18 protein-coding genes are annotated in these 17,156 nt (G+C 69.5%); 4 read left to right on the forward strand and 14 right to left on the reverse strand.

The features are described from left to right. Positions 1-44 precede the first annotated feature (44 nt). Both AC5RUW_RS12390 and AC5RUW_RS12395 read right to left on the reverse strand, forming a co-directional pair. The gene (locus tag AC5RUW_RS12390; protein ID WP_494160969.1) at positions 45-737 is read right to left on the reverse strand and encodes an esterase/lipase family protein; all 693 of its coding nucleotides are present in this window, start codon (positions 735-737) and stop codon (positions 45-47) included. Continuing rightward, positions 734-1,528 (reverse strand): alpha/beta fold hydrolase, encoded by a 795-nt coding sequence (locus tag AC5RUW_RS12395; RefSeq protein ID WP_494160970.1) that lies wholly within the window; start codon positions 1,526-1,528, stop codon positions 734-736. Before AC5RUW_RS12395 ends, AC5RUW_RS12390 begins: the two co-directional genes overlap by 4 nt. A gap of 62 nt (positions 1,529-1,590) precedes the next feature. On the opposite strand from AC5RUW_RS12395, the gene AC5RUW_RS12400 reads away from it, so the two are divergent. Then, positions 1,591-2,037, forward strand: a complete 447-nt coding sequence (locus tag AC5RUW_RS12400) for a Fur family transcriptional regulator (protein WP_494160971.1) — start codon at positions 1,591-1,593, stop codon at positions 2,035-2,037. A 92-nt stretch (positions 2,038-2,129) separates the two neighbouring features. Next, on the forward strand, positions 2,130-3,620 hold the full coding sequence (locus AC5RUW_RS12405) for a catalase (RefSeq protein WP_494005687.1): 1,491 nt from the start codon (positions 2,130-2,132) through the stop codon (positions 3,618-3,620). Positions 3,621-3,686: 66 nt separating this feature from the next. Here the strand turns inward: AC5RUW_RS12405 and AC5RUW_RS12410 are convergent, their stop codons facing one another. The 6 genes from AC5RUW_RS12410 to AC5RUW_RS12435 are packed head-to-tail and all read right to left on the reverse strand — an operon-like array spanning position 3,687 to position 8,892. Continuing rightward, the gene (locus AC5RUW_RS12410; RefSeq protein WP_494161067.1) at positions 3,687-4,535 is read right to left on the reverse strand and encodes a prenyltransferase; all 849 of its coding nucleotides are present in this window, start codon (positions 4,533-4,535) and stop codon (positions 3,687-3,689) included. 41 nt (positions 4,536-4,576) lie between these two features. Further along, on the reverse strand, positions 4,577-4,969 hold the full coding sequence (locus AC5RUW_RS12415) for a lycopene cyclase domain-containing protein (RefSeq protein ID WP_494160972.1): 393 nt from the start codon (positions 4,967-4,969) through the stop codon (positions 4,577-4,579). Then, on the reverse strand, positions 4,966-5,346 hold the full coding sequence (locus tag AC5RUW_RS12420; RefSeq protein ID WP_494160973.1) for a lycopene cyclase domain-containing protein: 381 nt from the start codon (positions 5,344-5,346) through the stop codon (positions 4,966-4,968). Before AC5RUW_RS12420 ends, AC5RUW_RS12415 begins: the two co-directional genes overlap by 4 nt. Continuing rightward, a complete protein-coding gene (gene crtI / locus AC5RUW_RS12425; protein ID WP_494160974.1) occupies positions 5,346-6,947 on the reverse strand; it encodes a phytoene desaturase family protein in 1,602 nt (533 codons plus the stop codon). Before crtI ends, AC5RUW_RS12420 begins: the two co-directional genes overlap by 1 nt. Further along, positions 6,944-7,831, reverse strand: coding sequence for a phytoene/squalene synthase family protein (locus AC5RUW_RS12430; RefSeq protein ID WP_494160975.1), 888 nt, complete (start codon positions 7,829-7,831; stop codon positions 6,944-6,946). Before AC5RUW_RS12430 ends, crtI begins: the two co-directional genes overlap by 4 nt. Then, a complete protein-coding gene (locus tag AC5RUW_RS12435; RefSeq protein WP_494160976.1) occupies positions 7,831-8,892 on the reverse strand; it encodes a polyprenyl synthetase family protein in 1,062 nt (353 codons plus the stop codon). The genes AC5RUW_RS12430 and AC5RUW_RS12435 overlap by 1 nt, the downstream gene beginning before the upstream one ends. Positions 8,893-8,934: 42 nt before the next feature. On the opposite strand from AC5RUW_RS12435, the gene idi reads away from it, so the two are divergent. Beyond that, a complete protein-coding gene (gene idi / locus AC5RUW_RS12440) occupies positions 8,935-9,462 on the forward strand; it encodes an isopentenyl-diphosphate Delta-isomerase (protein ID WP_494160977.1) in 528 nt (175 codons plus the stop codon). Here idi and AC5RUW_RS12445 read toward each other — a convergent pair. After that, positions 9,459-10,214, reverse strand: a complete 756-nt coding sequence (locus AC5RUW_RS12445) for a glycosyltransferase family A protein (protein ID WP_494160978.1) — start codon at positions 10,212-10,214, stop codon at positions 9,459-9,461. The two genes, idi and AC5RUW_RS12445, sit on opposite strands and share 4 nt — an antisense overlap. Positions 10,215-10,329: 115 nt before the next feature. Between AC5RUW_RS12445 and AC5RUW_RS12450 the strand changes: the two genes are divergently transcribed. After that, a complete protein-coding gene (locus tag AC5RUW_RS12450; protein WP_494160979.1) occupies positions 10,330-10,965 on the forward strand; it encodes a DUF2238 domain-containing protein in 636 nt (211 codons plus the stop codon). A gap of 102 nt (positions 10,966-11,067) precedes the next feature. Here AC5RUW_RS12450 and AC5RUW_RS12455 read toward each other — a convergent pair whose 3' ends face one another. From AC5RUW_RS12455 to AC5RUW_RS12475, 5 genes are all read right to left on the reverse strand, one after another. Further along, on the reverse strand, positions 11,068-12,255 hold the full coding sequence (locus AC5RUW_RS12455) for a TerC family protein (protein ID WP_494160980.1): 1,188 nt from the start codon (positions 12,253-12,255) through the stop codon (positions 11,068-11,070). Positions 12,256-12,444: 189 nt separating this feature from the next. Beyond that, the gene (locus AC5RUW_RS12460) at positions 12,445-13,113 is read right to left on the reverse strand and encodes a nucleotidyltransferase family protein (protein ID WP_494160981.1); all 669 of its coding nucleotides are present in this window, start codon (positions 13,111-13,113) and stop codon (positions 12,445-12,447) included. A gap of 128 nt (positions 13,114-13,241) precedes the next feature. After that, positions 13,242-13,541: a DUF4193 domain-containing protein gene (locus AC5RUW_RS12465; protein WP_494005698.1), complete on the reverse strand. Its 300-nt coding sequence runs from the start codon at positions 13,539-13,541 to the stop codon at positions 13,242-13,244. 171 nt (positions 13,542-13,712) lie between these two features. Next, on the reverse strand, positions 13,713-16,298 hold the full coding sequence (locus AC5RUW_RS12470; RefSeq protein WP_494160982.1) for an MMPL family transporter: 2,586 nt from the start codon (positions 16,296-16,298) through the stop codon (positions 13,713-13,715). Positions 16,299-16,396: 98 nt separating this feature from the next. After that, entirely contained in the window at positions 16,397-17,023 is a 627-nt protein-coding gene (locus tag AC5RUW_RS12475; protein ID WP_494160983.1) for a TetR family transcriptional regulator, read from the reverse strand. Between the last annotated feature and the right edge of the window lie 133 nt (positions 17,024-17,156).

Raw genomic sequence — 17,156 nt, forward strand, 5'->3', positions numbered from 1 at the left:
GGCGGCCCGCGCCGGGCACCCCCCCGCCGCTGCGGAAGGACCGGCTATGCCTCCGCCAGCTCCTGCGCGACGATCGCGTGCAGCCGCGGATCACCGATCGGGCGGAAGTGTCCCGAGGACTCCAGCACGATGTTGTGCGCGCCGTCGAGCCGGCTGCCGCCGGGAATATGCGGGTCGAAGGAGGCGTAGACGCTGGTGATCCGCTCGTTCACCTCCAGGCTCGACTGGAGCCGGCGCAGATACGGGTTGCGTGGGGAGAACGCCCGGATGGCGGGGCTGAGGAAGAAACGTGCGTAGACCGAGCCGGAGAAGGGCGTATTCACCGCGACCATGCGGCGCACCCTGTTCCCCTCGGGCCCGAGCATCACCTGCTTGCCGACCAGCCCGCCTTTGCTGTGCGCCACGATCGCGGCGGCGTCGACGTCGCGGGCCCGCAGATACGCCTCCACCAGGCGGGCCATGTCCTCGATCCGGCCGCGGTTGTAGCCCAGCGGCGCGACCGTGTGCACCGGGTGCCCCCGGGAGGACAGATGCACGGCCAGCGGCCGCAGGAACTGCCAGTTCTCGTACACCCCGGGAATGAGGATCACCGGCAGCCTGCGGGGGCCGGTCGCCGGCGGGCTCAGATAGGCGGCCGGGTCCTTGCGCCGCAGGAAGCCCTGGACCTGCCAGCGCACCACGTAGGCGTAGTCGGCCGCCCAGGCGAGCGCCCGCGCGGCGGGCCCCTGCCGGGTCACCGTCCGGCCTCCGAATCAGCCTCCGCTTCCAGCCGGCGGCACCAGCGGGCCGTCTCGGCCGGTCGGCGCCACATCATCACGTGCGGTTCACCCGGCACTTCCCCGGCGAGGGTGCCGGGACGGGCCTGCGCCAGCCGCTCGATCCAGTCCCGCGGAACCACCGGATCCCGCTCCCCGCGCACCAGCGCCACGGGGCAGTCCACCAGCGGCAGCCTTTCCTCGAGGCGGTGGCGGATCATCCTCGGCAGCGTCGTGAGGTACCAGCGCGGCCCGGCGCGCAGGTAGTCGCTGAACACGATCCGGTTCACGGCCGGGCTTTCGCGCAGCGTGTCCTGGCCCAGGCGCAGCGCCTGCAGCGGTCCGGACCGTTCGGCGTCGTTCACGGTGGGGCCCAGCAGCACCAGGGAAGAGACCAGCTCCGGAGCCTGGATGGCGGCCTCGACCACCACCTGGCAGCCCATCGAGTGGCCCACCAGCTGCACCGGGCCGACATCGGCCCGCCGCAGCGCTTCGACCAGGACGGCCGCGTACCCGGACATGGTGAGTGCATGGCCGGGACGCCGCAGCCGGGCGTGGCCGGGCAGCTCGGCGGTGTGGACACGGTGATCGGCGGCGAGTTCGGCGGCCAGCCGCTCGAAGTACCGCCCGGACGCCCCGATGCCGTGGACCAGGACGACGCCGGGGCCGGCGCCGGCAGTGCGCAGCCCGACGTCGTGCCCTTCCACCCGCAGCCTGCGCACAGCCGGTTCCGCAGCCATTTCCACCATCGCCTCCTCCGGTCTTTCATCCACCCTAACCGGGGTTAGGTGCGCCTTATTATGAATCAGTCAGAATAAGCGTGTACGATGGAGCCATGGCATCGACAGCAGCACCCGGCAGCAGCACCGACAGGTGGTCCGCCGAGCTGCGTGCGCACGGCCGGCGCGTCACGAAACAGCGCCTCGCCGTCCTCGACGCCGTCGAGCACTCCCCGCATGCGGTGGCCGACGACGTCGCGGCCGCCGTACGCACCCAGCTCCCCGGCATCAGCCTGCAGTCCGTCTACGTGATCCTTTCGGACCTCACCGACACGGGCATGATCCGCAGGTTCGAACCGCCCAATTCCCCTGCCCGCTATGAAACCCGCGTCAACGACAACCACCACCACGCCGTCTGCACCGGCTGCGGAAAGATCGAAGACGTGGACTGCTCAGTGGGGCACTCGCCCTGCCTGACGCCGTCGGACAGCCACGGAATGAGCATCCAGATCGCCGAGGTGCTGTACCGCGGCCTCTGCGCCGACTGCGCCGCCAAGGGCTGACGCGCGGACCGAGCCGCACCATCACTCGTCCCGGCCGCTTCCCGCGGCCGGACACCCCATGTCCGCATGGACCAGTAGAAGAAAGAGAAGGCATGTCCAACTTCACCACCACGCAGACCGGCACTCCGGTCGCGAGCGATGCGCACTCCCTCGCCACCGGCGCGGACGGCGCAATCGCCCTGCACGACCGCTACCTGGTCGAAAAGCTGGCCCAGTTCAACCGTGAGCGCATCCCGGAGCGCATCGTGCACGCCAAGGGCGGCGGCGCGTTCGGCGAGTTCGTGGTGACCGAGGACGTCTCCAAGTACACCCGTGCCGCTGTCTTCCAGCCGGGCGCCGTCACCGAGACCGTCCAGCGCTTCTCCTCCGTCGCCGGTGAAATGGGTTCACCCGACACCTGGCGCGACGTGCGCGGCTTCGCCCTTCGCTTCTACACCACCGAGGGCAACTACGACATCGTGGGCAACAACACCCCGGTGTTCTTCATCCGCGACGGCATCAAGTTCCCGGACTTCATCCACTCGCAGAAGCGCCTGCCGGGCTCGGGCCTGCGCGACGCCGACATGCAGTGGGATTTCTGGACCAACTCCCCTGAGTCCGCACACCAGGTGACCTACCTGATGGGCGACCGCGGCCTGCCCCGCTCCTGGCGGGAAATGCCCGGCTTCGGCTCGCACACCTACCAGTGGATCAACGCCGCCGGTGAGCGTTTCTGGGTGAAGTACCACTTCGTCTCCAACCAGGGCAACGTCGAGATGACCGGCGCCGAGGCCGAGAAGATCGCCGGCGCGGATGCGGACTACTACCGCCGCGACCTGTACGAGAACATCGAGGCCGGCAACTTCCCGTCCTGGGACCTGTTCGTCCAGGTCATGCCGTACGAGGATGCCAAGACCTACCGCTTCAACCCGTTCGACCTGACCAAGGTCTGGCCGCACGCGGACTACCCGCTGATCAAGGTGGGCACCCACACCCTGAACCGCAACCCGGAGAACTTCTTCGCGCAGATCGAGCAGGTCGCGCTGTCTCCGGCGAACCTGGTTCCGGGCATCGCCGCTTCCCCGGACAAGATGCTGATGGCCCGCATCTTCTCCTACCCGGATGCGCAGCGGTACCGCGTGGGCACCAACTACAACCAGCTGCCGGTCAACGCCCCGAAGGCACCGGTGCACAACTACTCGCAGGACGGGCAGGGCCGGTACCACTTCAACCCGGCCGACGCCCCGGTCTACGCGCCGAACACCCTGGGCGGCCCGGTGGCCGATCCGGCCCTGGCCGGCGAGGGCACCTGGGAGAACGACGGCGCGCTGGTGCGCTCCGCCGCGACCCTGCACTCCGAGGACAGCGACTTCGGCCAGGCCGGCACCCTGTACCGCGAGGTGTTCGACGACGCCGCGAAGGCCCGCTTCCTGGAGACCATCACCGGTGCGGTGGGCGGCGTGAAGCGCCCGCACATCCGTGAGGCCGCCATCCAGTACTGGACCAACGTCGACGCCGAGCTGGGCGCCAAGCTGCGCGCCAACCTGGCCTCCGGCGAGACCACGGCCAACGAGCAGGCCGAGTACGTGGGCGTCGCCGAGTAATTCCGGCAGCGCACGGCCAAGGCGGCCGGTCCCTTCGGGGGCCGGCCGCCTTTGCGTTGCCTGAAGTCAGCGTCCGGGCCAGTACCAGATGATGATCAGCGTCACGAGGAAGCCGGTGAGGAAGTTCAGCTTCAGGAAGCGCTTCCAGCCCGCGTTCGCCCGTTCCGACTCCGCATCGGTCAGGTTCAGGTAGGGCAGCAGGCTTGCCACGTACGGCAGGGCCAGCAGCCCCGCCAGGACGGCCGGCCACGGAGTCAGCAGCATCAGCGCGCCTGCGGCCAGGTACAGGGCGGCCGCCAGGCGCACCACGGCCTTTGCGCCCAGGACGGTGGCGATGGAGGAGATCCCGCCTTCCCGGTCCGGCACGATGTCCTGCACGGCGCCGAAGGCCTGGCTTGCCATCCCCCACAGGAAGAACGCGCCCAGGACGGCCCAGAGCCCGGGCGTGAACTCGGCTCCGGCCAGGACCAGCCCGTACACCGCCGGGGAGACAAAGTGCGTGCTGGAGGTGACGGAGTCCAGGAACGGGCGTTCCTTGAACCGCAGCCCGGGCGCGCTGTAGGCGATCACCGCGAAGACGCTGACCGCGAGCACCAGCCAGGACAGCGGGCTGCCCAGCAGGACCAGGGCGGCCAGGAAGGGCACGTTGGAGGCGACGGCGGCGGCCAGGGTCACCTTGTGGAAGCGCCGGTCCAGCAGCGCTCCCTCCACCCCGCCCTTGCGCGGATTGCGCAGGTCGGATTCGTAGTCGAAGACGTCGTTGATGCCGTACATGGCCAGGTTGTAGGGCACGAGGAAGTAGAGGGTGCCGATGATCCACGCCGCGTCGATCGTCCCGTGGGTGAGCAGGTAGGCCGCGGCGAACGGATAGGCGGTGTTGACCCAGGACAGCGGCCGTGATGAGACAAGCAGCATCCTGGCCGTTGCGCCGGGGGTGCGGGCGGCCTGCGGGGTGGTCACGGGTTCTCCGATCGTTCTGCGGTCGTGGCTCGGTCGGCCCGCTCAGGGTTGGGGCGGGCACCCGCCGCCCCAGGTTCGGTGCCCCGGCTCCGGGTGGGCCCGGGGCCGCCGATCAGGGCCCAAAGGGCCGGCAGCAGCAGCACGGCCGCGATGGAATAGGCGAAGTCCTCCAGCGGTGCGGCGCCCAGGAACGCCCCGGAGATCCGGTCCGGGTTGTAGCCGAAGAGGTCCGCGGCGATCATCAGGTTGTCGAAAACGGCGGTCAGGACCAGCAGGATGGCCGCCGTTGCGGCGAGGGCGGCACCGCGCATCCGGCGGCGGAGGACAGCCGCCGCCAGCACCGCGGCTGCGGGAACGAGGAACGCGGCGTTCAGGGCCCAGTACGTCATGGAGCCTGTCCTCCCGCTCCGCGGCTGGCCGCCGTCGTTCCGCTGCCGTTCCCCCGCCGGCTGCGCAGGGTTTCCAGCGCCACGGAGCACAGCCCGTACAGCACCACGGTCAGGTAGCACAGGAACGTGAGGAAGAAGAGCTCCTCCAGCGGCAGCTCGGGGGCCACCTCGAGGCCGAGCATGAACGGGGTCTCCCCGCGGTAGAAGATGTCCAGCCCGATGCCGAAGAGGTCCCAGGTGACGAAAAACGCCAGTCCGATGGCCAGGGTCAGCGCGGCGCGGCCCGGCCGGTGCCAGAAGAACAGCTTCCATCGGCGGTCCAGCAGCGCCATGCAGCCGAGCGAACCGATCAGTGCCGCCAGGTAGGCAAATCCCATCAGCGCCTGCCCCGGCCCGTCTCAGCTGTGCCAGGCACCGGCAGCGCACCCGTGCCGGTGTCGCCGCGCAGCCGTTTGAGCACCAGCTCGGCGCTGATCAGGCACATCGGCAGCCCGATCCCCGGCAGCGTGGAACCGCCCGCATAAAGCAGCCCGTCGACCTTGCGGCTGGCGTTGGTGCCGCGGAGGAACGCGCTCTGCCTGAGCACATGCGCCGGGCCGAGCAGCGTCCCCTGCCAGGAGTTGAGGTCCTCCACAAAGTCCTGCGGTCCCACGGTCCGGCGCACGGTGATGCGGTCGGCCAGGTCCGGGATCCCCGCCCACTTCGCGATCTGCCCGATCACGGTGTCCGCCATCGCTTCGATCCGCGGATCGCCGTTCCGGTCGACGCCGCCGCGGCCGAGCCCCGGATCGCTGGGCACCGGCACGAGCACGAAGAGGTTCTCGTGCCCCTCCGGGGCGGCGTCGGGGTCCGTGGCGCTCGGCCGGCAGATGTACAGCGACGCCGGATCCGGCACCGAGGCGTCCCGCCCGACGATCTTCTCGAAGTTCGCCTTCCAGTCCCGGGTGAACATGAGGGTGTGGTGCTCCAGCTGCGGCAGCTCCCCGCGCACGCCCAGGTGCAGCAGCAGCCCGCCGGGGCCCGGAATCCGGCGCTTCCACCAGCTTTCCGGATACGTCTGCAGTGCCCGCGGCAGCAGCCGGGTCTCGGTGTGATGCAGATCCGCCGCGGAGACCACCAGGTCGGCGTCGAGGGCGGCCGGACGGCCGCCGTCCACCAGATAGTCGACGCCGGCGGCCGCCGTGCGCCGGCCCTGCCGCCTCGTGCGGATGCCGGTGACGGTCGCCCCGGTGACGATCCGGACGCCTTCGCGCCGGGCGAGGTCGGCAATGACCTGGGTAACCCGGTTGAAGCCGCCCTGCGGATAGAGCACGCCGTCGGCAAGGTCCAGCTTGCTCATCAGGTGGTACATGCTGGGGGTGGTGTAGGGCGAGGAGCCAAGGAACACGGCTGGATAGCCGAGCACCTGGCGCAGCCGCGGGTCCCGGAAGCGGCGCTCGACGAAGGAGCTGAGCGGCTGCAGCAGCAGCTGCGCCAGCTGCGGGCCCCGGCGCAGCACCTCGCGGTTCAGCAGCGGCAGGAACGAGGCGAAGCTCGTGTACAGGAAGTACTTCTTCGCCATGTCGTAGACGTCTTCGGCCGACTCCAGGTAGCGCCGCAGCCGCTCCCCCGCGCCGGGCTCCAGGGACTCGAACAGGGCGATGTTCGCCGCCCGGCCTGCGGCGATGTCCACCGGTTCCGGGGTGTCCTCGAACAGGACCCGGTAGCCGGGATCCAGCCGGACCAGGTCCAGCTGCTCGTCGGCGCTGGTGCCCATCAGGCGGAAGAAGTGGTCGAAGACCTCGGGCATCAGGTACCAGGAGGGACCGGTGTCGAAGCGGAAGCCCTCCGCCTCCCAGGTGCCGGCGCGGCCGCCGGTCTCCGGCTGCTTTTCCAGGACGGTCACGTCGAGGCCTTCGCGGGCCAGCAGCCCGGCCACGGCGAGCCCGGTGATCCCGGCTCCGATGACGACGGCGGTGCGCGGCGGAGCGGTCTTCATGCTGTCCTTCCCAGGCTGCGGCGCAGGCGGTGGGCGTAGAGGGCTTCGGCCGCGATCCGCGCCTTGACGGGATTCGGCACCCGCACCCGGGTGGTGCGCAGTTCCTCGGCCGGGGTGCGGCGCAGCCTGCGCGCCAGTTCCGTGAACAGCTCCTGGGCCAGGGCGACGGCGGCCCGGGAGTTGGCCGGAAGGTGCGGCACGGCGGCGCCGGAGACGCGCAGGTCGGCGTCGATGTCGGCCAGCAGGCGCGCCTTGTCCGCCTCGTCGAAGCGTTCGACGTCGATGCCCGGGAAGTAGCTGCGGCCCAGGCCGGAGAAGTCGTCGGCCAGGTCGCGCAGGAAGTTCACCTTCTGGAAGGCGGCTCCGAGCCGGCGGGCGCCCTCCTCCAGGCCCCGGCGCTGCTCGTCCGTAGTGGCGGTGCCCTGCAGGAAGCAGCACAGGCACATCAGGCCGATCACCTCCGCCGAGCCGTACACATAGTCGGTGAACGTCTCCGGCGTGTGCCTGGTCCGGCGCAGGTCCGCGCGCATGGACCGGAAGAACGGCCGGGTCATTTCCGGGCCGATGCCGTTGGCCCGGGCGGTCAGCGCAAAGGAATGCACGATCAGGTTCACGCTGTAGCCGCTGCGCATGGCCTGCTCGGTTTCCTGCTCCAAGGCATCGAGTATCCGTTCGATCTCCTCCGCCGGCACCGCGGCGGCGGCGGCGACGCCGTCCACGATCTCATCGGCAAGGCGGACCAGTGCGTAAATCGCCTCGATGTGATGCCGCACGGGTCGGCTGAGCAGCCGGGCGGCCAGCCCGAAGGACGTCGAGTAGGAACGGATCAGCACTGCGGAGCTCTGCACGGCCACCCGGTTGTAGAGCTCCAGGCCGGTCGCCATCAGCGGCGCCGCTCGACGGCGTCGGCCAGGATGCCGCAGAGGACCGCACGGAGGGGCTCCGGGACGGCCGGGCACTCCAGGTGGCCCCGGGCGCGGGCCGCGTATTCGGCGGCGAGGTCCTCGGCAAAGGCGCGGGCACCGCAGGATTCGAGCAGTTCCCGTGCCCGGTCGGCCTGCCGGGGTCCGAGCGCCGGGTCGCCGATGAGTCCGGACAGCTCCTCCCAGACCTCGGTCTGCGCGGCATGCGCAATCAGCACGGTGCGCTTGCCTTCCCGCAGGTCCGACAGGCTGGACTTTCCGGTGGCGCTTTCGCTGCCGAAGATGCCCAGCAGATCATCCACGACCTGGTAGGCGATGCCGGTGTCGCGGCCGAATTTTCCGAGCGTGGCGGTGACCTCGCCGTCGACTCCGGCCAGGACGGCGCCGGCCCGCAGCGGGGCCTCGAATGAGTAGACCGCGGTCTTGAGCCGCTCCATGTGCAGGATGTCCTCCACCGGCGGAGCCGCAGGATGCAGGGAAAATTCGATGTCGATGAGCTCGCCGCCGGCGGAGGCGAACATCGCGTCTTCGAGGATTTCGGTCAGCGCGAGGCGGGTGGCGGGATCGGTCTCAACGGTCTCGAGCATGCGGAAGGCGTGGACCAGTGCCAGGTCTCCGGCGATGACGCCGGCTGAGAGCCCGCGGTGCCGGGCGATGTCCCCGCTCTCGCCTGCGGCTTCCGCCCGGTCACGGTATGCTCCGGCCACGTTCCGCCGCCCGCGGCGCATGAAGTCGAGGTCGATGACGTCGTCGTGGATGATCAGCGCCGTGTGCAGCAGCTCGAAGGCGGCGCCGGCGCGGGCGGCGGCTTCAAGGTCGGTCCCGCCCAGGCCGGCATATGCCGTCAGCAGGATCCTGGGGCGCACCCGTTTTCCGCCGCGGGCGGAGGATTGCAGGATTTCCCACAGGCTAAGGTAGCGGGGACTGAGTTTTCCTGCCCGCGCCCGTGCCTGGTCAAAGAATTCGTCCAGGACACGTTCGACCAGATCGTGGCCGGCCGCGTGTGCAGGCAGGGAAGCCATTTCCATAGACAAGAGTAAACATCCTGACCACGAAGGGAAGAAATGGAACACCGGTCAGAGCAGGTGGTTCTGGTAAATCCCGACGGCGAGGTCATCGGCACCCATCCCAAGGCGACCGTCCACACCCGGGACACTCCACTTCATCTGGCGTTTTCCACGCACGTCTTTAATTCCGACGGCGACATCCTGGTGACCCGACGGGCCCTGTCGAAGCTCACCTGGCCCGGAGTGTGGACGAACTCGTTCTGCGGCCACCCCGGACCGGGCGAGGCCACGAAGGATGCGGTACACCGCCGCGCCCGGCAGGAGCTGGGGCTGGAGGTGGACCGGCTCGAGCTTCGGCTGCCGGACTTCAGCTACCGGGCGGTGGACGCGTCCGGGGTGGTCGAGCATGAGATCTGCCCGGTCTACACCGCCGTGGCCGCGCAGGATCCCCGGCCCTCGGCCGACGAAGTCATGGAGTGGCGCTGGGCGGATCCGCGGGAGCTGGTGCCCGCCGTGCGGGCCACGCCCTGGGCATTCAGCCCGTGGCTCGCGCTGCAGCTGCCGCTGCTGTACCCGGAAGGCTAGGCGGAGGCACGGGCGGCGGCCAGCCTGCGCTGCCACCGCACCCAGGGCTGCCCGCCGTCCCGCCAATGCACACGCAGGGTATGGAAGGCCCGCCGGAAGCGGCGGCGCAGGTTGGCTGCCCCGAGCACCGCGCGGGGGTCCATGTCGACCGCCAGGTCGCTGCGGTACGCGCAGCGGAACCGCTGGCCGAGATGGAAGCTCAGGCACACGTCGTCGTGCTGTTCGGGATCCGCCCGGTGCACTTCGGTGCTGACCTGCTCCCACACGCTCCGCCGCAGTGCGAGGTTCGAGGCGAACAGCGGCCGGTGGGCGAGGGCTGCACCCATGGCCAGGTAATAGGAGCCCAGGTAGATCCGGTCCACGGCCCGGGCCAGCCCGCGGGGAAAGCCGCGGAACCGCCCCGGACCGCTCATCGCCGCCAAGACGGGATCGGCGGCGAAGGCGGCCTGGAGCTTTTCGATCCAGTCCGGCGGCAGCACGCAGTCGGCGTCGCAGCGGGCAATGATGTCCCCTGCGGCGGCGTCGTACCCGGCGGCAGCGGCCGCCGGAATGCCTCGGAGCGCTTCGGTGACCACGCGGGCTCCCGCCTCCTTCGCCACCCGGGCGCTCCCGTCGGAGCTGCCGTTGTCCACCACGACCACTTCCAGCGGCGCACGCGTCTGGCGGGCCAGGGAGGCCAGGGCACCGGCCAGCAGCTCGGCGTCATTCAGGCAGGGAATGACGACGGAAACCGTGGGCGGGGAGGCGGCCATGCCATGGAAGTCTACCGGCCCCGGGCCTGCTGCCGACGCGCCTGATTGGCCGGAAAACGGTGCCTGGACGGGCGGCGGAGAGCAGGCTGGCGCGCATGTGGGCTACCGTGTTTTCATGATCGACGCCCTTCTCCGCCGGCCCCGGCTGCCCGGGGACGCGGTGCCCGACGGCGTCCGCGCTCTCGGCCTCGGGAGCCTCCTCGCCGCCGCCGCATGGTTCGGCCCGGTGGAGACCGCATTGTTCGCGCTGGTCCTGCTCGGGCTGCTGATCCTTCGGGCGCTTGCCGTCCCGGCCGTCCTCGACGCCGCGGGCGGGATGGTCCTGCTGGGCGCCGCGTGGAGCTCGGTGGCCGACCTCTACGCGAGGATCGGCTGGTGGGACATCGCCGTGCACCTGGCCGCCACGGGAGCCCTCGCCGCCATGGGGTACCTGCTGCTGGCACGGCTGAAGGCCGTGCCGGACCCGCAGGGTGCGGCGGACGGTGTCCGGGCCTTCCGGACGGTCGTCGTGCTGCTGGTGACCGCCGTCGGCCTGGCGCTCAGCGTCGTCTGGGAGTTCGGGGAATGGTGGGGGCACACCTTCATCGACAGCCGGATCAACGTCGGCTATGACGATACGCTGGGCGATCTGCTGGCCGGAGGCGTCGGATCCGTCGCCGCGGGCCTCGCCCTCACGATGGGCCGCCGCAGCACCTCTCCTGCTTCCGGCGTCTCCCGTGAGGGCCGCCGGCTGCCCTCGAACCGGCCCTGAACTCCCGGCGGGATATGTCCCGTCGAGACCACGACGGCGCCCGGCCTGCCCTGATGGGCCGGCCGGGCGCCGTCGTTGTTGTGGGTGCGGTGCCGGAAGCGGTTACCGGGAGATGTAGCGCTCGTGTTCGGCGTGTGCCTGCCGGATGGTCTCGCGGATCTCTTCGATGTCCTTGACCTTGTTGCGGTGCTTGATGTCCATCTTCAGGATCTGGGTCTCCTCATCGCACAGCGCCTTGTACACCCGCTCCCGCTCGGCCGGATCGGAGGTGTAGCTCAGGTCGAGGTAGGCCGCGGCATGCCGGCGGGCGTTGTTGACAGCGTTCTGGGCCTTGCCGGCCGGGCTGACCAGCGAGGCAATGACGGTCACCACCAGGACGCCGATGATCACGCTCAGCGAGAGCCCGGTGGAGACTTCGATGACCTGGACGTGCTCGCCGCCGTTGATGAACCACAGGGTGTTCTCGTGCAGGGCGTGCAGGATCAGCTTGACGCCGATGAAGGCCAGGATGGCGGCAAGGCCGTACGAGAGGTAGATCAGGCGGTCCAGCAGGCCGTCGATCAGGAAGTACAGCTGGCGCAGGCCCATCAGCGAGAACGCCGTGGCGGTGAAGACGATGAAGGTGTTCTGCGTCAGGCCGAAGATCGCCGGGATGGAGTCCAGGGCGAAGAGGATGTCGGTACCACCGATGGCCACCATGACCAGCAGCATCGGGGTCAGGACCTTCTTGCCGTTCTCCACCGTCATCAGCTTGTCGCCGTCGTAGTGGTCGGTGGTCGGCAGCACGCGCTTGGCGATGCGGATGATGAAGTTGTTGGCTTCATCCTTCTCGCTGTCCTCGGGCTTGAGCAGGTTGCCGGCGGTCAGCAGCAGGATCAGGCCGAAGGCGTAGAAGACCCAGGAGAAGGAGTTGATCAGGGCCGCACCGAGGAAGATGAAGCCGGTGCGGGCGATCAGCGCGAAGACGATACCGAACAGCAGGACCTTCTGCTGGTCCTCACGGGGCACCCGGAAGCTGGCCATGATGATCAGGAAGACGAACAGGTTGTCCACCGACAGGGCCTTCTCGGTGATGTAGCCGGCGAAGTACTCCCCGCCGGCCGTTGCCCCGCCGAAGACCAGCACGAGGATGCCGAAAACGATCGCGAGCCCCACGTAGATGGCGGACCAGATGGCCGCTTCCTTCAGGGTCGGGATGTGGGCCTTGCGGATGTGGAAGAAGTAGTCGAAGGCCAAAAGTCCGAGGATGACCACAATGGTCACGCCCCAGATTGTGGGGGAAACAGTCATGCTGCCTCTTTCGTAGGTACGGCGAAGGACCATAGGTCTCTCCGCCGACACTGATATCGATGTCGACCGTTCCATCCGGCGCGGCAACGATGCCCCACGTGCTGACGGGTGGAAACGAGGTGGATACTCCCCTACGAAGCCTCAAGTGTAGCGGCCGCAACACTGCCCCGGCAAAGACGCCCCTGGACTTCATCCTGCTCCCGGCGGTGCGCTGTCCAGCAGGGGCAGGTCCGCGGGGGTGTCGATGTCCCTTCCGTCGGCCAGATCCGAGCAGTCCACCAGCTGCACGGCGGCGGCGTTGGCACGCAGCCAGGCCCGGGCTCCGGCGTCGCCGGATGCGCCGGCAGCAGCAGCCCGGGCAGCGGCGGGGCTGAACAGCACGGGGTGCCCGCGGTGCAGCCGGCCGTCCGCGGTCCGGTAGGCCGCCGCGGTGGCAAGGGACGGTTCGGCGGACCCGGCGGCTGTTGCCTTCGGTGCGGACGGGCCCGCCAGCCGCGCGGTGTGGGCATCGGCAATGCGTTGGATCAGCTCGTGGGTCAGGCCCGGCTGATCGGCCAGCGCCACGAGCACGGCTGCGTCCGGGTCTGCGGCGAGGGCCCGGGCGATGCCCCGGCGGAAGGAGCTGCCCATGCCCTGCTGCCAGTCCGGGTTGACCTCGAGGACGTACTCCCCCAGCGCGGCGGTGGCCGCCACCCTGTCGGCGTCTGCGCCCAGCACGACGACGACCGTTGAGCAGCCGGCGTCGCGCAGGACCTGCGCCAACACCGCGGCCAGGGCACGCCCGCGGTACGGCAGCAGCGCCTTGGGCCCGGCTCCGAGCCGGGTGCCGGCGCCCGCGGCCAGCAGCACCGCGCTCACGGCCGGCCGTGCGGGTCCAGGTGGTCGGGCAGGGCCGGCCCCCGTGCGTCCCCTATCGTCCATCCGCCCATCCTAGGCAACGCAAAGGCGCCGCACCGGCGAAACCGGTGCGGCGCCTGGAAGCGGGACTATCCTTCGCAGTCGACGCAGTACTGCAGGCCGTCCTTTTCCTTCGCAACCTGGGAGCGGTGGCGCACCAGGAAGCAGGAGGCGCAGGTGAACTCATCGGTCTGTGCGGGCACCACCCGCACCTGGAGTTCTTCGCCTGAGAGGTCCGCGCCCGGAAGCTCGAACCCTTCAGCGGTATCGGCTTCGTCGACATCCACCACGGCCGACTGGGTGTCGCTTCGGCGGGCCTTCAGCTCCTCGATGGAGGAAGGCCCCGCGTCCTCATCGGTCTTGCGCGGTGCGTCGTAATCCGTAGCCATTTACGCGGTTCACACTCCATTTCGTTGTTCTGCTGCCCGTCGCGGTTCCGCGGCGCGCACCTGATGGTAACCGATCAGACGGTGTGGAAATTCCGGCACAGCATAGTGGGAAAACGCCTCCCTGCACAGCAGGTCGGAGGCCGCGTGCTTCCGCGGCCTCCGACCCGCCGGTCAGCGGGAGGCGGCGGCCGCTTCTTCCCGCGGCGTCTCCTCCACCGTGGTCTTCGGAGCGGTCACCAGCCGGGCACCCTCAACGTCGACATCGGGCAGGATGCGGTCCAGCCACTTCGGCAGCCACCAGGCCTTGTTCCCGAGCAGGTGCATGACGGCCGGGATGAAGGTCATGCGGATGACGAAGGCGTCCAGCAGGACGCCAAAGGCCAGCGCGAAGCCGATCGGCCGCACCATGGTCAGGTGCGAGTAGATGAAGCCGGCGAACACCGACACCATGATGATGGCGGCCGCGGTCACCACGCGGGCTCCGTGGTCGAAGCCGGTGCGCACGGCCCTGCGGGCGTCCTCACCATGGGCGTAGGCCTCGCGCATCCCGGAGACCAGGAACATCTGGTAGTCCATGGCCAGCCCGAAGAGCACGCCGGTCAGGATGATCGGCAGGAAGCTCAGCACGGCGCTGGGATTCTGCACGTCGAAGACCGGTCCCAGCCAGCCCCACTGGTAGATCGCGACGACGGCTCCGAAGCTGGCCATCAGTGAGAGCAGGAACCCGCCGGTGGCCAGCAGCGGCACCAGGATCGAACGGAACACGAGCAGCAGCAGGACCAGCGAGAGCCCGACGACGATGGCCAGGTAAATCGGCATCGCCTCGGCGAGGCGGTCGGACAGGTCGATGTTCACGCCGGTCATGCCGGTGATCGCAACGTCGACGCCGGTTTCGTCCTTGATTTCGCCGTGCAGGTCGCGGATCTCGTGCACCACGTCCTCGGTGCTCTCCGCGGCAGGCCCGTCTTCCGGCACCAGCTGGAAGACGGCAAGGCTGCCGTCCTCGCTGATGTCGCCAGGGACCACCGTGCGTACGTTGTCGACCTCGCTCAGCCGCTCCGCGACGGTCAGCTGCACATCGGTGCTTTCGGCGTCGTCCAGCCCGTCGGGCATGTAGCCGACCACGATGACCGCACCGTTGACGCCTTCGCCGAACTTTTCGCCGAGCAGGTCGTACGCCTGGTAGGCGGTGGAGTCCACCGGCTCGGAGCCGCCGTCGGGCAGGCCGAGCCGCAGGTCCGAGGCAGGCAGCGCCATGGTGCCCAGCAGCAGCACGCTCAGGATCACGGTGATCACCGGGTGGCGGGTGACCAGGCGGCCCCAGCGGCGCGGGGTCTCGGCCCGCGCCGGAAGACCGGCACCGTCGTCGCCGACGGCCGGGCCGGCCGCGGCGTCGGCGTCGGCTTCCGCCTTGGCCCAGGCGCGGCGGGAGACCAGGCGCCGCCCGGCGAAGCCCAGGAAGGCCGGGGTCAGGGTGAGCGCGACGGCGATTGCCAGCGCCACGGTTCCGGCGGCGGCGAGGCCCATCACGGTGAGGAAGGGCAGGCCGGGAACGGCCAGGGCGGCCAGCGCGATGACCACGGTCAGTCCGGCGAAGAGCACGGCGTTGCCGCTGGTGCCGGTGGCGCGGCCGGCCGACTCCTCCAGGTCCATGCCGGCCAGGATCTGGCCGCGGTGGCGGTTGATGATGAACAGCGAGTAGTCGATGCCGACGGCCAGGCCGAGCATCAGGGCCAGGATCGGCGACACGGAGGTCATCTCCACCACGCCGGTCAGGGCCATGGTGGCACCCACGCCGGCGATCACGCCGACCAGCGCCAGAAGCAGCGGCAGCCCCGCTGCCACCAGGGTGCCGAGCATGATCAGCAGGACAACGGCGGCCACGGCCACGCCGATGATCTCCGAGGGGCCGAAAAGGGCGCTGACGTCTTCGGTGATCTCCTTGCTGAAGTACACGTCCAGGCCGGCGTCCTCGGCCTGAGCGCCGACGGCCTGAACCTGCTCGCGCTGCTCGGGCGTCACGGAGTAGGACGCGTCGGTGAACTGGATCGGGGCGTAGGCGGTGGTGTTGTCCTCGGAGACGAAGCTGACGCCCGAGGCGAGCTCCAGGGTGCGCTTGCCCTGCTCGTACTCCTCACGTCCGGCTTCCAGTTCCGCGCGGGCGGTGTCCAGCTGGGCCCTGGCGGCCTCCAGCTGTGCCTGGCCCTGACGGACCTGCTCCCGCACCGCTTCAGCCTGGGCTGCCTGCCCCGCTGCCGCCAGCTGGTCGGCCTGGGTGAGGGCGAGCTCCGACTGTGCCTGCGCCTGGGCGGCCTGCGCGTCGTACTGTGCCTGTCCGGCCTCGAGCTCGGTGGTTCCGGCCTCCAGCTGCGCCGAAGCCTGTTCGAGCTGGGCCCTGGACTGCTCCACCTGCTCTTCGGTGGTGAAGGGATTGGTCACCGAGGCCATGAAGTCCTGCGCTTCAAGCTCACCCAGGGTCTCGTTGACCGCCTGGCGCTCAGCGTCGGTGAAGCCGCCGTCGGAAGAGCTCTCAAAGACGACCGTCCCGGTTCCGCCGGCGGCGGAGGGCACCTTCTCCTGGAGATCGTTGAGCGCGCTCTGGCTCTCGGTTCCCGGAATGGTGAAGTTGTTGCTCGTCGGCTTGCTGAAGGCGAGGAAGGAACCACCCACTGCCAGCAGGATGACGAGCCAGGCGATGAGGAACCACCACCTGTTGCGGAAACTGAATTTGCCAAGCCGGTATAACAGGGAAGCCATCGTGTTCTTTCTGACTGTGGACGTATCGGTGAGTGAACCGGGTGCGAAAGCTGGTGGGATAGGGCCCGGGCCGGGGCTGTCCGGGCCGGGCCGGCGGATCAGGGCCTGCGGGTGAACCCGTGACGCAGGAAGCCGACCGCTTCAGCGAAGAGGGCTTCGAGTTCGGCGACGGATGCCGGCGTGATAGAGCCCTTGTTGCGGCGCTGCCATTCCTTGAAGGCGCTCCTGCCGCAGGCAAGCACGGAACCCACGAGGCAGGAGATGTAGAACGGGTCGGCGTCCTCGCCAAGGCGCTGCTTCACGGAGGTGACGATGCGCTGTTCGGCCCGGTCCCAGGTTTCGAGCTCATACCGCATCATTTCCGGGTTGGCCTGTGCCAGCGCATGCAGCTCAGCCAGGACGGCGAGCTGTTCGGGGTCCTGCGGCCGGGTCAGGGCGTACAGCATGGAATCGACGATGTGCTCGTCGTGCGGGCGGGTTTCGAAGCAGCCCAGGACCCCGGTGAGGAACTCATCCATGGAGACCGTGAGCGCGGCCTCGGCGCTGGGAAAGTAGTTGAAGAAGGTGCGCCGGGAGATCCCGGCGGACGCTGCGACGTCGTCGATGGTGAAGTTGCCGGGGCCGTGGCTGCGCACCAGCCCCAGCACGGCACTGACGATGCCGCGACGGGTGGCGGTCTTGTTCATGGCCCGCCGCGAGAGCGGGACTTCTCCTGGCTGTTCCACGGTCGCCTACACTACGTGCAACTTTGCACAGGATGCAAGCCTGTCGCTCAGGGCGGCCGGACACGGGTGCGGCGCGGGTCCCGGAGTCACCGTCACGGCCCGGCGGCCCGGGACCACAAAGACCCGCCCCGAA

This window comes from Arthrobacter sp. Y3222053 (genome assembly GCF_059092805.1).

Excerpts from the sequence above, each read along its gene's own strand:
- AC5RUW_RS12455 (WP_494160980.1), bottom strand. The coding sequence starts at position 12,255 with ATGACTGTTTCCCCCACAATCTGGGGCGTGACCATTGTGGTCATCCTC.
- AC5RUW_RS12470 (WP_494160982.1), bottom strand. The coding sequence starts at position 16,298 with ATGGCTTCCCTGTTATACCGGCTTGGCAAATTCAGTTTCCGCAACAGG.
- AC5RUW_RS12465 (WP_494005698.1), bottom strand. The coding sequence starts at position 13,541 with ATGGCTACGGATTACGACGCACCGCGCAAGACCGATGAGGACGCGGGG.
- AC5RUW_RS12410 (WP_494161067.1), bottom strand. The coding sequence starts at position 4,535 with ATGCTGCTTGTCTCATCACGGCCGCTGTCCTGGGTCAACACCGCCTAT.
- AC5RUW_RS12405 (WP_494005687.1), top strand. The coding sequence starts at position 2,130 with ATGTCCAACTTCACCACCACGCAGACCGGCACTCCGGTCGCGAGCGAT.
- AC5RUW_RS12420 (WP_494160973.1), bottom strand. The coding sequence starts at position 5,346 with ATGGGATTTGCCTACCTGGCGGCACTGATCGGTTCGCTCGGCTGCATG.
- idi (WP_494160977.1), top strand. The coding sequence starts at position 8,935 with ATGGAACACCGGTCAGAGCAGGTGGTTCTGGTAAATCCCGACGGCGAG.
- AC5RUW_RS12430 (WP_494160975.1), bottom strand. The coding sequence starts at position 7,831 with ATGGCGACCGGCCTGGAGCTCTACAACCGGGTGGCCGTGCAGAGCTCC.
- crtI (WP_494160974.1), bottom strand. The coding sequence starts at position 6,947 with ATGAAGACCGCTCCGCCGCGCACCGCCGTCGTCATCGGAGCCGGGATC.
- AC5RUW_RS12415 (WP_494160972.1), bottom strand. The coding sequence starts at position 4,969 with ATGACGTACTGGGCCCTGAACGCCGCGTTCCTCGTTCCCGCAGCCGCG.
- AC5RUW_RS12435 (WP_494160976.1), bottom strand. The coding sequence starts at position 8,892 with ATGGCTTCCCTGCCTGCACACGCGGCCGGCCACGATCTGGTCGAACGT.
- AC5RUW_RS12450 (WP_494160979.1), top strand. The coding sequence starts at position 10,330 with ATGATCGACGCCCTTCTCCGCCGGCCCCGGCTGCCCGGGGACGCGGTG.
- AC5RUW_RS12400 (WP_494160971.1), top strand. The coding sequence starts at position 1,591 with ATGGCATCGACAGCAGCACCCGGCAGCAGCACCGACAGGTGGTCCGCC.
- AC5RUW_RS12445 (WP_494160978.1), bottom strand. The coding sequence starts at position 10,214 with ATGGCCGCCTCCCCGCCCACGGTTTCCGTCGTCATTCCCTGCCTGAAT.